The 15575-nt window shown below is 43.6% G+C and carries 12 protein-coding genes; 5 read left to right on the top strand and 7 right to left on the bottom strand.

The genetic code is table 11. The annotated features are described in order from the left end of the window. Positions 1-194 precede the first annotated feature (194 nt). Positions 195-2063, top strand: a complete 1869-nt coding sequence (locus ACXAC1_RS00100) for an ABC transporter ATP-binding protein (protein ID WP_475057382.1) — start codon at positions 195-197, stop codon at positions 2061-2063. A gap of 20 nt (positions 2064-2083) precedes the next feature. Here the strand turns inward: ACXAC1_RS00100 and ACXAC1_RS00095 are convergent, their stop codons facing one another. From ACXAC1_RS00095 to ACXAC1_RS00085, 3 genes are all read right to left on the bottom strand, one after another. Further along, complete coding sequence (locus tag ACXAC1_RS00095; RefSeq protein WP_475057379.1) at positions 2084-3838, bottom strand: alpha-amylase family glycosyl hydrolase; 1755 nt, start codon at positions 3836-3838, stop codon at positions 2084-2086. 64 nt (positions 3839-3902) lie between these two features. Further along, entirely contained in the window at positions 3903-5129 is a 1227-nt protein-coding gene (locus ACXAC1_RS00090) for a glycosyltransferase family protein (protein WP_199462082.1), read from the bottom strand. A gap of 60 nt (positions 5130-5189) precedes the next feature. Further along, positions 5190-6047 (bottom strand): HAD-IIB family hydrolase, encoded by an 858-nt coding sequence (locus ACXAC1_RS00085; protein WP_475057376.1) that lies wholly within the window; start codon positions 6045-6047, stop codon positions 5190-5192. Between the two features lie 679 nt (positions 6048-6726). Here ACXAC1_RS00085 and ACXAC1_RS00080 point away from each other — a divergent pair. Continuing rightward, entirely contained in the window at positions 6727-7956 is a 1230-nt protein-coding gene (locus ACXAC1_RS00080) for a pyridoxal-phosphate-dependent aminotransferase family protein (protein WP_475057374.1), read from the top strand. 290 nt (positions 7957-8246) lie between these two features. Here the strand turns inward: ACXAC1_RS00080 and ACXAC1_RS00075 are convergent, their stop codons facing one another. From ACXAC1_RS00075 to ACXAC1_RS00060, 4 genes are all read right to left on the bottom strand, one after another. After that, positions 8247-8732 (bottom strand): universal stress protein, encoded by a 486-nt coding sequence (locus ACXAC1_RS00075; RefSeq protein ID WP_475057371.1) that lies wholly within the window; start codon positions 8730-8732, stop codon positions 8247-8249. A gap of 48 nt (positions 8733-8780) precedes the next feature. After that, positions 8781-10124, bottom strand: coding sequence for a TRAP transporter large permease (locus tag ACXAC1_RS00070; protein ID WP_475057368.1), 1344 nt, complete (start codon positions 10122-10124; stop codon positions 8781-8783). Continuing rightward, a complete protein-coding gene (locus ACXAC1_RS00065; RefSeq protein WP_475057365.1) occupies positions 10117-10710 on the bottom strand; it encodes a TRAP transporter small permease in 594 nt (197 codons plus the stop codon). Before ACXAC1_RS00065 ends, ACXAC1_RS00070 begins: the two co-directional genes overlap by 8 nt. Positions 10711-10836: 126 nt before the next feature. After that, positions 10837-11838 carry a TRAP transporter substrate-binding protein gene (locus tag ACXAC1_RS00060; protein ID WP_475057363.1) on the bottom strand — a complete coding sequence of 334 codons (1002 nt, stop codon included), beginning with the start codon at positions 11836-11838 and terminating at the stop codon, positions 10837-10839. Positions 11839-12526: 688 nt separating this feature from the next. Between ACXAC1_RS00060 and ACXAC1_RS00055 the strand changes: the two genes are divergently transcribed. From ACXAC1_RS00055 to ACXAC1_RS00045, 3 genes are all read left to right on the top strand, one after another. Beyond that, positions 12527-13519, top strand: a complete 993-nt coding sequence (locus ACXAC1_RS00055; RefSeq protein ID WP_475057360.1) for a Bug family tripartite tricarboxylate transporter substrate binding protein — start codon at positions 12527-12529, stop codon at positions 13517-13519. A 66-nt stretch (positions 13520-13585) separates the two neighbouring features. Further along, positions 13586-14026: a tripartite tricarboxylate transporter TctB family protein gene (locus tag ACXAC1_RS00050; RefSeq protein ID WP_133560157.1), complete on the top strand. Its 441-nt coding sequence runs from the start codon at positions 13586-13588 to the stop codon at positions 14024-14026. A gap of 3 nt (positions 14027-14029) precedes the next feature. Continuing rightward, entirely contained in the window at positions 14030-15547 is a 1518-nt protein-coding gene (locus ACXAC1_RS00045) for a tripartite tricarboxylate transporter permease (RefSeq protein ID WP_475057357.1), read from the top strand. Positions 15548-15575: the final 28 nt, after the last annotated feature.

The raw sequence follows: 15575 nt of genomic DNA, 5'->3' as shown, positions 1-15575 counted from the left end.
ACTCCATTTAAAGGGATGTGAATATTAATTAGTTGATTGTGTCAATTATAAGGTTGTCTTATTAGTACGAATACCTGTAATTAAGGAAAGACTTCTTAATTAAGCGACCAGTCAAAGCGGACGATAGTGCTCTACGCATTTCTATGGTTCACTTGACGTCATTTTTTTAATCAAGATTAATTATAGTAGAACCTATGTTGAAATTTTTTGAACGGTGGTTAAACGCCTACCCTGAGGTTGACCCCCAACAAGCGCCAAAGACACTGTTTGCGTTTTGTCGCTACTACTCCAAAGGGGCTGAAATCCCCTTATTACTGATGTCTTTGTTGACGGCCATTGCAGCCATACTAGAAGTGACATTATTTAGTTTTATGGGGCAGTTGGTTGATTGGTTGGTAACTAAAAACCCTGAAACGTTTTTAAGCGAAGAATCTGGACGTTTGATTGCCATGTCATTGATGGTGCTAATCGCCATGCCATTGGTAACCTTTTTACATTCGGCTATTGTTCATCAAACTTTGTTGGGTAATTACCCAATGCGAATTCGCTGGTTAGCGCACCGTTTCGTATTGCGCCAAAGCGTATCTTTTTTTCAAGACGATTTTGCTGGTCGAGTTGCGACAAAGGTAATGCAAACATCGCTAGCTGTTCGAGAAACCGTGATGAAGTTGCTCGATGTGCTGATGTACATCTTGGTGTATTTCATTTCAATGCTGGTTTTGATTGCCCAAGCGGATTATCGCTTGGTGCTGCCAATGTTGGGCTGGTTGGCAGGTTATATCGCTATTCAGTTGTATTTTGTACCTCGCTTGCGCCGTATATCAGAAGAGCAAGCTGACGCTAGGTCCACCATGACAGGACGAATAGTGGATAGCTACACAAACATATCGACCGTCAAGCTATTCGCTCATAATCAACGTGAGCTGTCCTATGCAAAGGAATCCATGAACGGCTTTCTAGCGACGGTTCATAAGCAAATGCGCATGGTAACGGGGCTAAATGTCTGTGTTCAGAGCTTAAATTATCTATTGGCATTTGTGATTGCTGCAGTTGCCATTGGCCTTTGGTTAGGCAGTGCCATCAGTGTTGGCGCCATCGCCATTGCGGTGAGTTTGGCTTTGCGGTTGAACGGCATGTCACAGTGGATCATGTGGGAAGTTAGCGCGTTGTTTGAAAACATCGGCATGGTTGCAGATGGTATGGGAACGCTTTCAAAACCGCTCACGATTCAGGACAAAGACGATGCTAAGCCTTTGTCGATTTCGAATGGGGACATTCATTTCGATCAAGTCGCGTTTCATTATGGTAAGGAAGATATTTCCGTCATTGATGCGTTAGACCTTCATATTAAGCCAGGTGAAAAAGTGGGCTTAGTAGGGCGCTCAGGTGCAGGTAAATCGACTATCGTTAATTTGCTTATGCGTTTTCATGATGTCGAACAGGGGGCCATTAAAATAGACGGTCAAGTGATCAGTGATGTTCAACAAGAATCCTTGAGAGCGGGTATCGGTATGGTGACTCAAGACACGTCGCTGCTTCATCGCACCGTGCGCGATAACTTGATGTACGGTCGCCCTGATGCCACAGAAGAAGAGATGATCTCTGCAGCGAAGCGTGCTGAAGCGCATGAGTTTATCCTCGGGCTAACTGACCCTTATGGCAATACTGGTTACGATGCCATGGTGGGTGAGCGTGGTATTAAGCTGTCAGGTGGTCAAAGACAGCGTATCGCCATTGCGCGTGTGCTGCTTAAAAATGCGCCGATACTGGTGCTAGATGAAGCCACTTCTGCACTGGACTCCGAAGTTGAGGCAGCCATCCAACATAGCTTGTATCGTTTGATGGAAGGAAAAACGGTGATCGCAATTGCCCATCGACTTTCTACCATTGCCGCGATGGATCGCTTGATTGTGCTGGATAAAGGCGCGATTGTTGAGCAAGGCTCGCATAGCGAGCTGATCCAGCAAGGCGGGATTTACGCCAAACTCTGGTCACACCAAAGTGGTGGGTTTATTGCTGAAGACATCGACGATGTTGAAGCCGCGCTGAGCGCGGCTAAGTAATCAATGAAAGTAAGGCTAATTTATTGTTTAGCCTTGCTTTTCTTATTGGCTAGCCATAAGAACTGGTAAGGCATCAAGGTGACTTGAGCAAGTCTGTCCTCGTATTTCTGATCAGTCACTAAGTCCGTCCAATCGTCTGTCGCGATTAAGTTAAGCTCAGCTAGATTAAAGCTTTGTGGCTCATCGGTAATGTTATAGATCGCAAACAGGCTTTGGCGACGATCCAAGCTTTGGCGCCAAAATGCGAACAGCTTGTTACCCGTGTGTAGGACATACTGTGTCGCATTAGGATGAAAGGCCGGTTGGGCGCGTCTTATTTGAATGAGGTTGCGCAACGCCTGAAACACTTTTTGATGGTGTGATGGCGTATTAAGCTTGTGCTCTAAATCGTCCATATCCCATATGTGACGGTTGATAGAACGGAATTGGCCAGTATTGTCGACTCGCGCATAGTCGTTTTCAGTACCGAACAATGAATGAATATAAAACGCGGGCAACCCTTCAAGCGCCAACTGTATGGCCGCTGCACACATAAAACGAGCAAACTGCCATTGGTCAGGTCCTTTACTTACGGAACCACTTAAGGCATCCCATAAACTGATATTGATTTCGTACGGTTTTGCTTCCCCCGTCAGCGTTGTTCTTGAGCTAATCTTTCCGCCAAAGCGCTTCATGGTGCTGATGAGGTTGTCCAGCTCCCATTCACTTAGAAGTCCTTCTGTAGGACGCAAACCAACGCCATCATGGGATGCGACAAAGTTTAAGTAAGTCGTACCTTGCTGTGCTGGCGGCATACGCATTAGCCAGTTCTTTAAATGCTCGCAGTTTCCAGATACCAAGGTGTTAATCAACAGTGGTGGCAATGAGAAGTTATAAATTAAGTGTGCTTCGTTGGCGTTACCAAAGTAGGTTAAGTTTTCTCGGTTAGGGATGTTGGTTTCGGTAATAATGACCGCGTCTGGAGCATAATGCTCGATCATCAAACGCAGTAAGCGAATCATTTCATGGGTATTGGGCAGGTTGATACTGGGTGTACCAGGGCTCTTCCAAAGGAAAGCGACCGCATCCAATCTAAACCAGCGAATGCCTTTTTCTAAGTAGAGACGGATGATGCGCAAGAACTCCATCAACACCTTAGGATTTTCGAAATTCAGATCAACTTGGTCATGGCTAAAGGTACACCACACGTATTTGGTGCCATTCTTGGTTTGAACCTCGCGCAGAAGCGGAGAGGTTCTGGGCCGTACAACATTGCTCAAGTCAGCGTTAGGATCGGCCTCATAAAAATAACTTGCTCCTGGTTCAACGCCAGCTTTGAAATTTTCAAACCACATACTTCGGCTTGAACAATGGTTGATCACCAGATCCCCCATTACTTTGAAGTCCTGCGCTAAGGCTGAGATATCACGCCACTTACCAGCGGATGGGTTAACGGAGGTGTAATCCATCACACTGAAGCCATCATCCGAGCTGTATGGAAAAAATGGCAACAGGTGGACAGTAGAGATGCATTGAGCCAGCTCTGTTTTGACGAAATGATGCAGCGTATTGATGGGTGGCTCATTCTCACGACGTAGGGTGTCGGCATAGGTGATCAGCATGATATCCGACTGATCCCAGATGTTTCTGTGAGGCTGTGGGGATTCTGTTTTGGGATCTAAGCCAAAAGTGGCTAAGCAATTTCTCGCCATTTCCCCTGTATCTAAATGTGGATACAGAACTTGTAAATGGCCAATTAATCGCTGTTCTAAATGTGAAAGGGGCGCTGCATCCATGAATATCTACCTTATAAATCGTCGTGCATGAAGTGGAATGGTAAGCGGTGCTGGGTATTACGGGCTATTTCGGCCCGTATTCCAGCATGTCTTGTGCCACCGCTTCTTCAAGTTGTTGCATTACACCCGGGAAAGCGCTGGCTACACGGTTCCAGCTTGGAATAAACGGTGCTTCCATAGGGTTTTCTAAATACATGTTGCCGGCTTTCATGATGTTGCTAGCAAACAGTTCTACCGCTCGTTCTTCAGAGTGCACATCCAGTTTCAAACCATTAATTTCCGCGTCATTACGGTAGGTTTCGATGAAGTCTAATGCGACTCGATAATAGGTGGCTTTGATGGTGCGGAAGGTTTCTTGGTTAAAGACGATGCCATTGGTCGCCAACTTACGGAAGATCGCTTTGGTAATATCGATCGACATTTTAGATAAGCCGCCATCGTCGTTATCCGCAGATAAATCTTGGTGCTTATGATCGTACGCATCGGCAATGTCTACCTGGCATAAACGGTTGGTAGAGTAGTTGCGATACATTTCTGATAGCACACCAATCTCTAAGCCCCAATCACTCGGAATTCGTAAATCTGTCATCACATCGCGGCGGAACGAAAACTCACCTGCTAGTGAATAGCGGTAGCTGTCTAAGTAATCTAGGTAGTCTAAATGACCTAATACCTTCTTGAGTGAGTAGAGCAATGGTGTTACCAGTAGTCGGCTTACACGACCGTTCATTTTTCCGTTTGCCGTGCGGGCATAAAAGCCCTTACAGAATTCGTAGTTGAAGTTAGGGTTTGCAACAGGGTAGATCAAGCGAGCTAGCAAACTGCGGTCATAAGTGACGATGTCACAGTCGTGCATGGCGACGGCGTCTGCATCGGATGATGTGAGTGCGTAGCCCATACAGAACCAAACATTACGTCCTTTGCCGGGATCATTCGGTGATAGTTTTTCACCTTTAAGAATCTCATCAATGGCACGCAAGCGAGGACCATCATTCCACAGCACTTTATGTTTCTGTGGCAGTTCGGAAAAGAATTCTAAAGCGTGTTTGTATTGTTCTTCAGTGGCGCGATCAAGGCCGATGATGATCTCAATCGGGTAAGGTACTTGCTTAAGATGGCGAATGATATTAGGCATTGCTTCTGTTTCAAGCTCGGAATACAAGCAAGGCAAGATCAGGGCCATTGGGCGTTTTTTAGCGAATTCACACAGCTCACTCTCCATCTCTTCGAGAGGGCGTTGTGACAAATTATGCAGTGTTGTTAGTATGCCGTTTTGGTAAAAATCACCCATTGTTTGTCTCCTTTAGCATGGTTCATGCTTGTTCGGTAGGGCTGTTTGCCTACCGAAAAATTAAATAAATCCTTCGTTTGTCAGCGCTTGGTTAATCGCTTCGCTCCAACCTTTTGGTCCATATGAGTCGGTAATCCATACGTCATTTCGGTTGGGTATTTCTGGCGGTACGTGAACTGGCGAGCGTACTACCACAGGAATGTTGGCTTTGCTTATCATCTCAACGTCGTTTTCCCCATCACCTAAGGCAATGCTCTTGACGACATCAGACGTATTGTTTTGATAACGTTCGGTAAGCCATTTCATAGCAACTGCTTTGTCGCAGTTTTGTCCCATAAGATGGACAAAGCGTCCGCCTTTCTGAACTTTGATGCCTTTCTCAGCCATCAGGCCTCTAAATTCAGCCAAAGCATTATTTGAGTCATTCCAGATTAAGGGTTCAGTGAACTCTCGCTCCATGGAGAGTGTGGCGGTGTACGCATCGAGACCAGTGTGTTCCATCAACTGTTCAACAGTCAGTTCATGGTATCCAACGAAATCAAAGCGTGACTTCATAGTTTTTGCGGTTGCGATCAGCTGTTGGCGGTCTGGACCAAATGCCTTTACCCAATAGTCACCACGTTGCGTCCATTCAGGGGTAGAGTCGAAGCGGCTGTTTACGGGCAGATAAACAGCTGCTCCGTTCTCTACAATAAACGGATCTTTGTGGCGCAACGCATCACGAAGTTCTAAAAGCTCTGCGTAAGTCTTGCTGGTGTTTAAGACGCAAGGAATTCCTAGCGTTTTTAAACTGTTAAGAGCGTCACTGGCCGCAGAAAAGTCATAGCTATAATGATCAAGTAACGTGCCATCTAAATCTGTAAAGACTAATAAAGTGGTCGTCATACATTCGGTGACGTTGACTTCAATGAAGCGCATCACCTTTCCTCCTTTGCAAATATCAGTCAATGTGCCTCTGACCTGTTTTGGGACATTCACTGTGTCATGGCGAAACTGACCGACACAGAAGTGAAAGCAAAATACTTGCCAGAGCATGAATTAAAAACAATTTGACGATCAGTTTATCCCTTCAGCAACACAGATTTGTGACAGTGAAAGGCCCAGTGTTCAAAGGGTTTAGTAAAGAATAAGGCATGAATCTTTAGTGGAATAAAGACGAATGTTTTGCCGCCAAAGTAGTGAGACTTTTGTGCTGAAAACTATTTAGAGATAACAAAGGAAATCATGTGTACTTGCACCAATTTAGTTCACTTAAGGCGCGTCTGCACAATGATGTAAAAGTGACATGCTAGTTTGTAGAACAATCATTTTTTCACTCATTAACGCCACTGGTGGAAGCACTTCGAAGTAAATAATGCTGCCTTTTCAAAGCATTACTGGTGACTTGTATGGGTCTGTTGCCTAGTTTTGGGTTATTCGACTCTTTTCAAAATCTATACTCTTAAAGATGAACTGTTTGCAGTATTATTTCAGAGGATTATTTTGGAAAAGCAAAATATTCCGAGTTTTACTCTAAAAAAAAGTAAAATTCGATATTTGCTCTCTAAGGTAGTCGAGAAGGATTTTTCATATTTTTCACATTAAAAGGCAGGTCATAATGGACTCTTCAACGGGTATTCCCCGTCCACAACTTCAATCCTTAGACGATATTCTTCCACAGGAACCTCTATTAATGATGGGCGCCGGACCAGTGCCTATTCCTGAGCGCGTTGCCAAGGCCAATTCAGTTGTGATTAATCACCTAGGCCCGACCATGGCCAAAGTGATTAACCAAGTTAAAAGCATGGCTCGTTATGTGTTTCAAACGGAATCCAAGTGGGTGCTTGGCGTCGCGGGACCTGCCTCCGCCGCCATGGAAATGTCTGCGGTGAACTTATTGCAACCTGGTGAAAAAATCTTGTGTTTGAACAATGGCTTCTTTAGTCACCGAATGGCTGAAATGGCAACGCGCATTGGCGCGGATGTTCATGAGTTACATATTCCAGTGCATGAAGCAGCGGATCCAGACCGTGTTCGTAAAGCAATCGAACAAGTGCGTCCAAAAGTAATCAGTATGGTGCAGGGTGAAACATCCAATACCGTATGCAACTACACACTAAAAGACATTGCGAAGATTGCTAAAGAGTATGGCTGTTTGGTGGTGGTTGATGCGGTGTGTACCCTTAGTACCATGCCATTGAAAATGGATGAGTGGAATGTTGACTGCGTGATTACAGGTGGTCAAAAGGGTCTTTCGTCTATTCCAGGGGTGTCGCTGGTTGCTTTTTCTGATGATGCTTGGCGTGCCATTGAAAACCGCACAACGCCACTGACACATTGGTGTTTTGATGTTCGTTTAGCAGAAAACTTCTGGCATCGTGATGGTTATCACTACACAGCGCCAGTGTCTGGGATTATGGCCTTACATGAAGCGTTGAAGCTGGTTTGTGAAGAGACTCTTGAGCAACGTTTTGCACGTCACTTACGTTGTTCACAGGCATTACAGGCTGGTATTCAAGGTATGGGGCTTGAGTTGTTTATAGAGCCTCCTGCTCGATTAAACTCAGTTGTTGGTATCAGCATTCCCGAAGGATTGTCTGCAAAACAGATCTGCGACCATATTTCAGCCATTTATCGTGTTGAAATTGCTGGCTCATTTGGGCAGCCGATTGTTCGTATTGGACAGATGGGCGAGCAGTGTCGTGAACACAACTTGTTTAGAACACTTCATGCATTTGGCAGCACCATGCGTGACCTTGGTGTGAAAGTAGATCAGCCTAATGGCATGGCAGAAATGGAAGCTTACTTACAGAAAACGCCTAGAATGATTCATCAAGATGTGGCGTAACAGTTAGCGCAATCAGCTTTCTAGATATTATTGTCACCGAAATCCCTGTTTTTAATAAAAAACAGGGATTTTTTTATTTTTGGCCTAAGCTCAATCTGTGTTTCGAAAGTGCTTTAGGGACGTGCTCGTCTTATGCACATATTCCTTAGGTTTTTCTTCGACTTCCATCAGTAACTTTGATAAATGTATTAATAAACAATCTAAGCAGGTTTTAGGCTGAAGCTATATAAAGGGTAACTTCGTGAAAGAAGGTTAGCAAAGCGCATGAGACGCTTTGCTAACTAAATACTTTATTTAACGAAAGGCACAATCAATACTGGAATCGTGGAGCGCCCTAAGACGTTTTTCGCCACACTGCCAAGAAACGTATTCATCACCACTTTGCCGTGAGTTCCCATCACAACCAGATCTATCTCCTTGTCATGAGATACTTGAATAATTGCTTCCACAGGATGGGCTTCTGCAATATGAATGGACTTAATTAAGTGTTTGTATCTAAGTTCATCAGGGTGTTTTTCCCAGAACTGATCAAGTTGCTCGTTTACTCTTTTTTGCGCATGTTTAATGCGCTCTCTTAGAATATCCACACGACTTTTTCTAGTATAGACGTAAGTTTCCAAGGTAAAGCGTGCATCATCTGAGAGCTTATCAATCAGATGTAAAAGGTAAACTTCTGCTTGTGTTTGCTTAGCAATATAGAGCGTGTGTTCCAGTACTCGATTTGCCGATGAAGACAAGTCGGTACAATAGAGAATTTTATCGACTTCAGGAAACATGTTACATTCCTCTTTAGACTGTTAATTAGCCCCTCAGCGATTCCTGAGCTAATTGCCCAGGATGCTTGGTAAAAACAAAGTAATTTCAGGAATAAACGCGATTGTAATCACTGCAACAGTGGACGCCAAGGCAAATGGAATAGCCTTTGCTGTGACTGCTTCCAATGAAATATTTGAAATGCCAGAAGCAACGAATAAGTTTTCGCCCAGTGGTGGTGTAGAAAAGCCAATTGATAAGCAGCAAATCATCACAACACCGAAATGTATAGGGTCGATTCCTAAGCTATAAGTTACTGGTAACAAGACTGGCGTAAGAATCATAATAGCAGCGAGTGTTTCCATAAACATGCCGACAAACAGCAAAAAGGCTATAATTAAAACCCATATTAAATAAAGGTTGTCGGTTAGATTTAGAAGGCTATTTGCAACAATGGTTGGAATTTGATTTTCGACTAATAAGCGCCCAAATACTGTTGCCGTAAACAATATAAGAAGAACTCGTCCAGATAACCAAGTCGTTGTTTCTAGCGAATGAAATAGTTTTTGCCAAGACATTTCTTTATGGATAAAGGTGCCGATGAAAAGAGTATAAAAAATCGCTACGATGGCAGATTCTGTTGGTGTAAAGAAACCTGAGTAAATTCCTCCAAGAATCACTAACGGCGCTAATGCGGACCAAAAACCTAAGCGAAGAGAGTGGCGGATGTGTGCAAAATCCCAACCTTCTGTAGAGCCTAAATATCCCGCTTTTTTACAGCGAATGTAATTCAGAATTAAAAGCGATAAAGACATGATTAGTCCCGGTACAACGCCAGCAACAAACAGCTTGGTAATGGATACTGATTGAAACTCACCAAACTTTTCAACGGCTTCGGAGGGAACTGCCAGACCAATTGCTGAAATCCCAAAAATAACCATAGGTATTGAGGGTGGAATAATAATACCTAAGCCACCGGAAGATGCAGTTAAAGCAGAAGCGTATTCTTTGCTGTAACCTCGCTTCACCATAGCCGGAATCATCAGCATACCAACAGCGGCAGTGGTTGCTGGTCCTGATCCAGATATTGCACCAAAGAATAAGCAAGCTAATACGGCTGATGCTGCGATGCCTCCGGTAAATGGACCAGCAAAGCTTTCGGCAATATTAACAAGTCGTTTTGATATTCCTGCCGCTTCCATTAGAGCACCAGCCAATATAAAAGCAGGTAAAGCCATTAATGGAAATGAGCCTACGGAATTAAATGCAATTTGAACTAGCTTAATAGGGTTTTCTTCTAAAACTAGGAGCGAAGCCAGTGCAGAAACACCTAATGCAACGGTTACAGGAGCGCCAATTAATAATAGTAAGAAGAAGGAACCAAATAGGATTAATACAATATTCGACTCATCCATTTTTCACCTCCGATGAGGTAGGTTTTTCAGTTGGGTAGTGTTGCGATGTGATTTCTATGTCTTTACTTTCTAATATTTCATTCACTGACGTATCGTCAGGATTTTCTATGGAAACACCTTTTACAAGTTTTAGGTAATTTACCTGCAAGATACGAATAGTCATAAGTGTAAAAGCAATGGGAAGTATTAAATATATATACTTCATCGGAACGCCTAGTGTTTGTGACTTCCAGAACAAATTCATCCTGTTAAAGACAAAGTCGTAAGAAAGGTATACAAAGTAACTGTTGAAGGCGACCCATATCATGTCGCTGATGAATTCTAAAATTGGTGGTATCCAAGCTGGCATGAGTTTGTATTGAAAAGTCACTCGATTGTGCGCAGACTTTCGTGCAGCGTAGCTCGCGCCAAAAAAAACAAACCAAACAAACATATAGACTGAAAGCTCTTCACTCCATGACAGCGAATAGCTGAAAAACTGACGTGAAAGAATTTGAATGAACAGAAGTGTCACAAATGCAGCCAGCAAAAGGCGACACACATAGCTTTCAATATTGTCAAAAATGTGTATAAGCGTTTTGCTCATATTGAAGGTACTCTAAAGATTTAAATAAGCAATAAAGGCGAGTTACTTAATGCAAGCCGACCTTTATTGCTGGATAGGAAGTCAAAAAATACACTGTACTTAGTCGCAGCCTTTAAGAGGGGGCTGTTATATATTATCGCGACCTAAATAAGTCAGTAGATCGTTGATTTTATCTTTGCCGCCTACGCTCTCATAGAACTTAGGCCAAACTTTGTCTTGTGCAGCTTTCGCCCACTTGTCTTCGTCTGTTAGTGTTAAGAGCTCCATGCCATACTTATCGACAAGCTCTTTCTTGATAGAGACCTCTGTACTCTTAAGCCACTCTAGACTATAAGCAGTCGCTTCTTTACCTGCTTCAATCATAGCCATTTGTGTTTGTTGACTTTGATCTTGGAAGATTGACTCGGAAACAACAAGAGGTTCTAGTAGGAATATGTAGTGTAGGTCAGTGATGTACTTTTGAACTTCGCCGAATTTCATTGCGTAGATTGTTGTATAAGGCGTATCTTGTCCGTCAACAACGCGTTGTTGAAGGGCTGTGAAGGTCTCGTTCCAAGCCATAGGTGTTGGATTGATTCCCCAAGCCTTATATGTATCTATCATGATCTCATTTTTTGGAACACGCACAATCATGCCATCTAAATCAGACAATTGTGTAATAGGTTTTTTGGAGTTGCTTAATACTCTGAAGCCACTGAAAGTCCAGCCAAGAATGCGAACCCCTGTATCACGGATTGTATTTTGAGTTAGCTCTTCGCCAATTGGGCCTTGAACAGTTTTCGCCGCTTGATCTAAGTTTTCGAAAATATAGGGTAGAGATAAAATACCGACAGATGGCGAGAAAGGTGCCAAGTTATTACTAGCAACAACGGAAAAATCTAATACCCCCATTGCTGTTGCATTGACGGTTTCTTGTTCTCCACCTAGTTGGCCATTTAAAAATAGATTTACTTTATGTTTATTGTTCGTTTTTTCTGTAAAAAGCTCCGCAAATTTTTGGCCAAGTGCCTCTTGTGCAGAACCTTCACCATCACCAATTGCCATTTTAAAGTTAGCTGCCATAACGTTTGTCGTTAATAAAGCGCTTACTGCTAAAATGAGCGGAGTACGAGTTAATTTGCTTATCATCGTTGTTTATCCTAAAGGGTTGTTCATGTTTGTAGGTAAGACAGGAAAGGCCATTGTTAATATGCTTTAGAACATAGTGCGTCACACACGCTTAACACCTTGTTTTTACTATTTAAAACCAGCTTTAGAAGCCCAGATAGAGCCAGTTCTTTTGTGAGGATGGAACCAGAAAATTGAACCAAAACAGTGCGATGTTTTTGATTTAAAAGTCATGAAAATCAAATAACTAACAATATTGTCATTTTATGGTGCTCTTAAAAATAAAATCAGAGTGATTGTGGTGCATTGATTGATAAGTCGATATTTAAGTCAAAAGGCAAAAAAACGATATTTGTAGTGTTTCTTTTCCATTGCTAAGCCCCTCTTCAAGACGACGGTGGTTGTAGAAATGCCTCTAATTAGGGAGTGCGAAATGCAAAATATTGGGAATTTGAGCAAATTGAAAAGAAAATCAGATCAGCAGTGAGTAAGCACTATTTGGTCGACTTCGCACTTAATCGCATGTCCCCTTAATCGCTAGTTGCGTGAGTGATAAAAAATCATGAATGAACGTACTTTTTACACATTTTGTACAAAAACTTCGCTCGTGACAGGGTTGTGACAGGTTAGCGGAGTATGTTGTTCAACATGGATGTACTAATACATCTTTTATCTAAGTACAAAAACAATAAAAGCAGGAGATAAAGTCATGCTTAAGACCATGTCAATGAAGTCTGTTCTAGTTTCAGGTACTGCGGCGTTAGCGATCGCAGGTCAAGCGCAAGCTTTCGAACAATCACGCAGTGCGGAATGTATTGCGCCAGCAAACCCTGGCGGTGGTTGGGACTTCACATGTCGTAGTGTTGGTAAGGTATTGACCGATCTAGACTACATCAAAGGTAACGTTCAAACTGTCAACATGGCAGGTGCTGGTGGCGGTGTTGCTTTCGCACACACGGTAAGCAAGCGTTCTGATGATGAAGCTCTAATTGTTGCAGCAAGTACGGCTACAACAACACGCCTTGCTCAAGGCCAATTCCCAGGTATGAATGCTGACCAAGTTAAATGGGTGGGCACGCTGGGTGCAGACTACGGTGTTATCGCTGTAGGTAAAGATTCAAAATACACTTCTTTAAGCCAAATGATGGAAGCCTTGAAAAATGACCAAGGTTCCGTGAAATTTGCCGGTGGTAGTGCATCGGGTGGCTGGGATCATTTGAAAGTCCTAATCACTGCAAAAGAAGCTCAAGTAGAAAACCTTCCAAAAATTCGTTACCTAGCGTTTAGTGGTGGTTCTGAAGCCCTTGTTCAAGTAGTAGGCGGCCACGTTGATGCATTTACAGGTGATATTTCAGAAGTAAAAGGCTTCATGGACTCTGGTGACCTACGTGTCCTAGCGGTGCTATCCGAAGAACGTCTTCCTGAGCCATTCGACCAAATCCCAACTGCCATGGAGCAGGGTATTAGTTCTGTTGCACCAAACTGGCGTGGTTTCTACGTACCAGGCGAAGCGAGCCAAGACTCTTACGACTGGTGGGTAAACACAGTGGATGAGCTATACCAAACTCAAGAATGGAAGGATGTGATGACCAAAAACGGTCTAATGCCCTTCAAAAAATCAGGTGAAGAGTTCACTCAATTCGTTAAGAACCAAACTCTTGATATACAAATCCTATCCAAAGATATCGGTCTAATTCGCTAATTAGACTCGATTTGAGGGGGACCCAATCCCCCTCGGTTTTTTCCTTGTTATTGTTGGAGCAGATACATGCGTATTACCGACCGTGTGTTTGGGGTTCTATTGCTTATTTTAGCCGTTACCTACGGTTATGAAGCGACTAAGTTTCCTATACCTTTTGGTGGTCAGGAATCTGTAGGGCCTGAAACATTCCCGATTCTACTGTCTATTATTTTGGCGATTGGCTCTATCTACATGATCGTTAAGCCAGACGAAGATGCTAAATGGCCTGCCGTTTCAATGCTAATTGAGCTTGGCATAGTGTGTTTAGTGTTGGTGTTATTCGCCTTTGGCCTTGAGTACGTAGGCTTTGTTTTATCGGCAACTCCTGCTGTGGCATTCCTATGTTGGCGTATGGGGGCAACCCCAGGAAAAAGTTTGCTAACCGGTGCTATTACATCAGTTGTGATCTACGTGTTGTTTACGCGTGTGCTCGAGTTGGCGTTACCTTCAGGTATTTTGGGGCTGTAAGTTATGGGTACGATTGAACTATTAATGCAAGGCTTTGCGGTGGCATTGTCACCAGAAAGCATTATGTTCGCATTGATCGGTGCTATTTTAGGTACCTTGATTGGTGCGCTGCCAGGATTAGGTCCTGCAAACGGTGTGGCGATTTTGATTCCACTGGCGTTTAGCTTGGGGCTGTCTCCTACTTCTTCTTTGATTCTTTTGACTTCTGTGTATGCAGGGGCCATGTATGGCGGTCGTATTTCATCGATTCTATTAAACATCCCAGGTGATGAGCCGGCGATGATGACTTGTCTAGACGGTTACCCGATGGCCGTCAAAGGTAAGGCCGCAGAGGCATTAGCGACTTCTGCTATTGCATCGTTTATCGGTAGCTTTATTGCCACAATCGGTCTGGTTATTTTAGCGCCGATTCTAGCGAAATTTGCTTTAAAATTTGGTCCTGCAGAATACTTCGCATTGTTTGCGCTGGCGTTCGCAACACTTGGCGGCATTACTGGTAAAAACCAATTCAAGACACTGATTGCTGCGGCGCTAGGTCTTATGATTGCGACGGTTGGTATTGATATCTCGTCTGGCGTTCAGCGATACACTTATGACAGTTTGCATCTGTTTGAAGGCATCGACTTCCTTATTGCGATTGTTGGTTTGTTTGCCATCTCTGAATTGTTCTTCTTCTTAGAGCAGCACGCAGGAGACGGTCTAAAGCAAGTGGCGCTCAACAAGCTAAAACTAACCGCTAAAGACATTCTATTTGTATTGCCTGCATCGTTACGTGGTGCGCTTTTAGGTTTCGTTTCAGGCGTATTGCCTGGTGCAGGTGCTTCTTTAGGTAGCTTTGTTAGTTACACACTTGAGAAAAAAGTATCTGACACGGGGGAATTTGGTAAGGGTGACCCACGCGGTGTGGCGGCACCAGAAGCGGGTAACAACGGTGCTGCATCTGGTGCGCTTGTACCAATGCTGACTCTAGGTGTGCCAGGTAGTGGTACTACAGCAGTATTGCTTGCCATGCTGATCTCTCTAAACGTAAACCCAGGTCCTATGTTGTTCCAGCAAAGCCCTGATTTAGTTTGGGGTGTTATTGCTGCATTATTCGTAGGTAACTTGGTATTGTTACTGCTTAACATCCCAATGGTGGGTGTGTTCGTTAAGCTACTGAGCATTCCGCCTAAGTACCTAATGCCGATCGTTACACTGATCGCTTCGGTAGGTATCTTCTCGATCACAGGTAGTGCGATTGATTTATACTTCATGGTTGGCTTCGGCATCATGGGCTACGTACTACGTAAAGTGGAAATTCCACTAGTACCAGTTATCCTAGGTATGTTGCTTGGCCCTGAAATGGAGAAAAACCTCCGTCACGCGCTTGTTCTATCTGACGGTGATTGGACGGTACTTTGGAGCAGTGGCTTGAGTATTGGTCTGTGGGTGGTGGCGCTTGCTGGACTGACTCTGCCAATGGTATTTGGTAAAGTTCTTCGCTCGAAAATGAAGCGTTCAAAGGATAGTTCCGTTGCATAATACTTTGCTACACTCTGATAGCAATATT

The sequence above is a fragment of the Marinomonas sp. AWM4_232 genome (assembly GCF_056158325.1).
The sequence above is the reverse complement of the archived record's forward strand: the minus strand, read 5'-3'. Positions and strand labels throughout refer to the sequence as shown.

Excerpts from the sequence above, each read along its gene's own strand:
- ACXAC1_RS00100 (WP_475057382.1), top strand. The coding sequence starts at position 195 with ATGTTGAAATTTTTTGAACGGTGGTTAAACGCCTACCCTGAGGTTGAC.
- ACXAC1_RS00095 (WP_475057379.1), bottom strand. The coding sequence starts at position 3,838 with ATGGATGCAGCGCCCCTTTCACATTTAGAACAGCGATTAATTGGCCAT.
- ACXAC1_RS00090 (WP_199462082.1), bottom strand. The coding sequence starts at position 5,129 with ATGGGTGATTTTTACCAAAACGGCATACTAACAACACTGCATAATTTG.
- ACXAC1_RS00085 (WP_475057376.1), bottom strand. The coding sequence starts at position 6,047 with ATGCGCTTCATTGAAGTCAACGTCACCGAATGTATGACGACCACTTTA.
- ACXAC1_RS00080 (WP_475057374.1), top strand. The coding sequence starts at position 6,727 with ATGGACTCTTCAACGGGTATTCCCCGTCCACAACTTCAATCCTTAGAC.
- ACXAC1_RS00075 (WP_475057371.1), bottom strand. The coding sequence starts at position 8,732 with ATGTTTCCTGAAGTCGATAAAATTCTCTATTGTACCGACTTGTCTTCA.
- ACXAC1_RS00070 (WP_475057368.1), bottom strand. The coding sequence starts at position 10,124 with ATGGATGAGTCGAATATTGTATTAATCCTATTTGGTTCCTTCTTCTTA.
- ACXAC1_RS00065 (WP_475057365.1), bottom strand. The coding sequence starts at position 10,710 with ATGAGCAAAACGCTTATACACATTTTTGACAATATTGAAAGCTATGTG.
- ACXAC1_RS00060 (WP_475057363.1), bottom strand. The coding sequence starts at position 11,838 with ATGATAAGCAAATTAACTCGTACTCCGCTCATTTTAGCAGTAAGCGCT.
- ACXAC1_RS00055 (WP_475057360.1), top strand. The coding sequence starts at position 12,527 with ATGCTTAAGACCATGTCAATGAAGTCTGTTCTAGTTTCAGGTACTGCG.
- ACXAC1_RS00050 (WP_133560157.1), top strand. The coding sequence starts at position 13,586 with ATGCGTATTACCGACCGTGTGTTTGGGGTTCTATTGCTTATTTTAGCC.
- ACXAC1_RS00045 (WP_475057357.1), top strand. The coding sequence starts at position 14,030 with ATGGGTACGATTGAACTATTAATGCAAGGCTTTGCGGTGGCATTGTCA.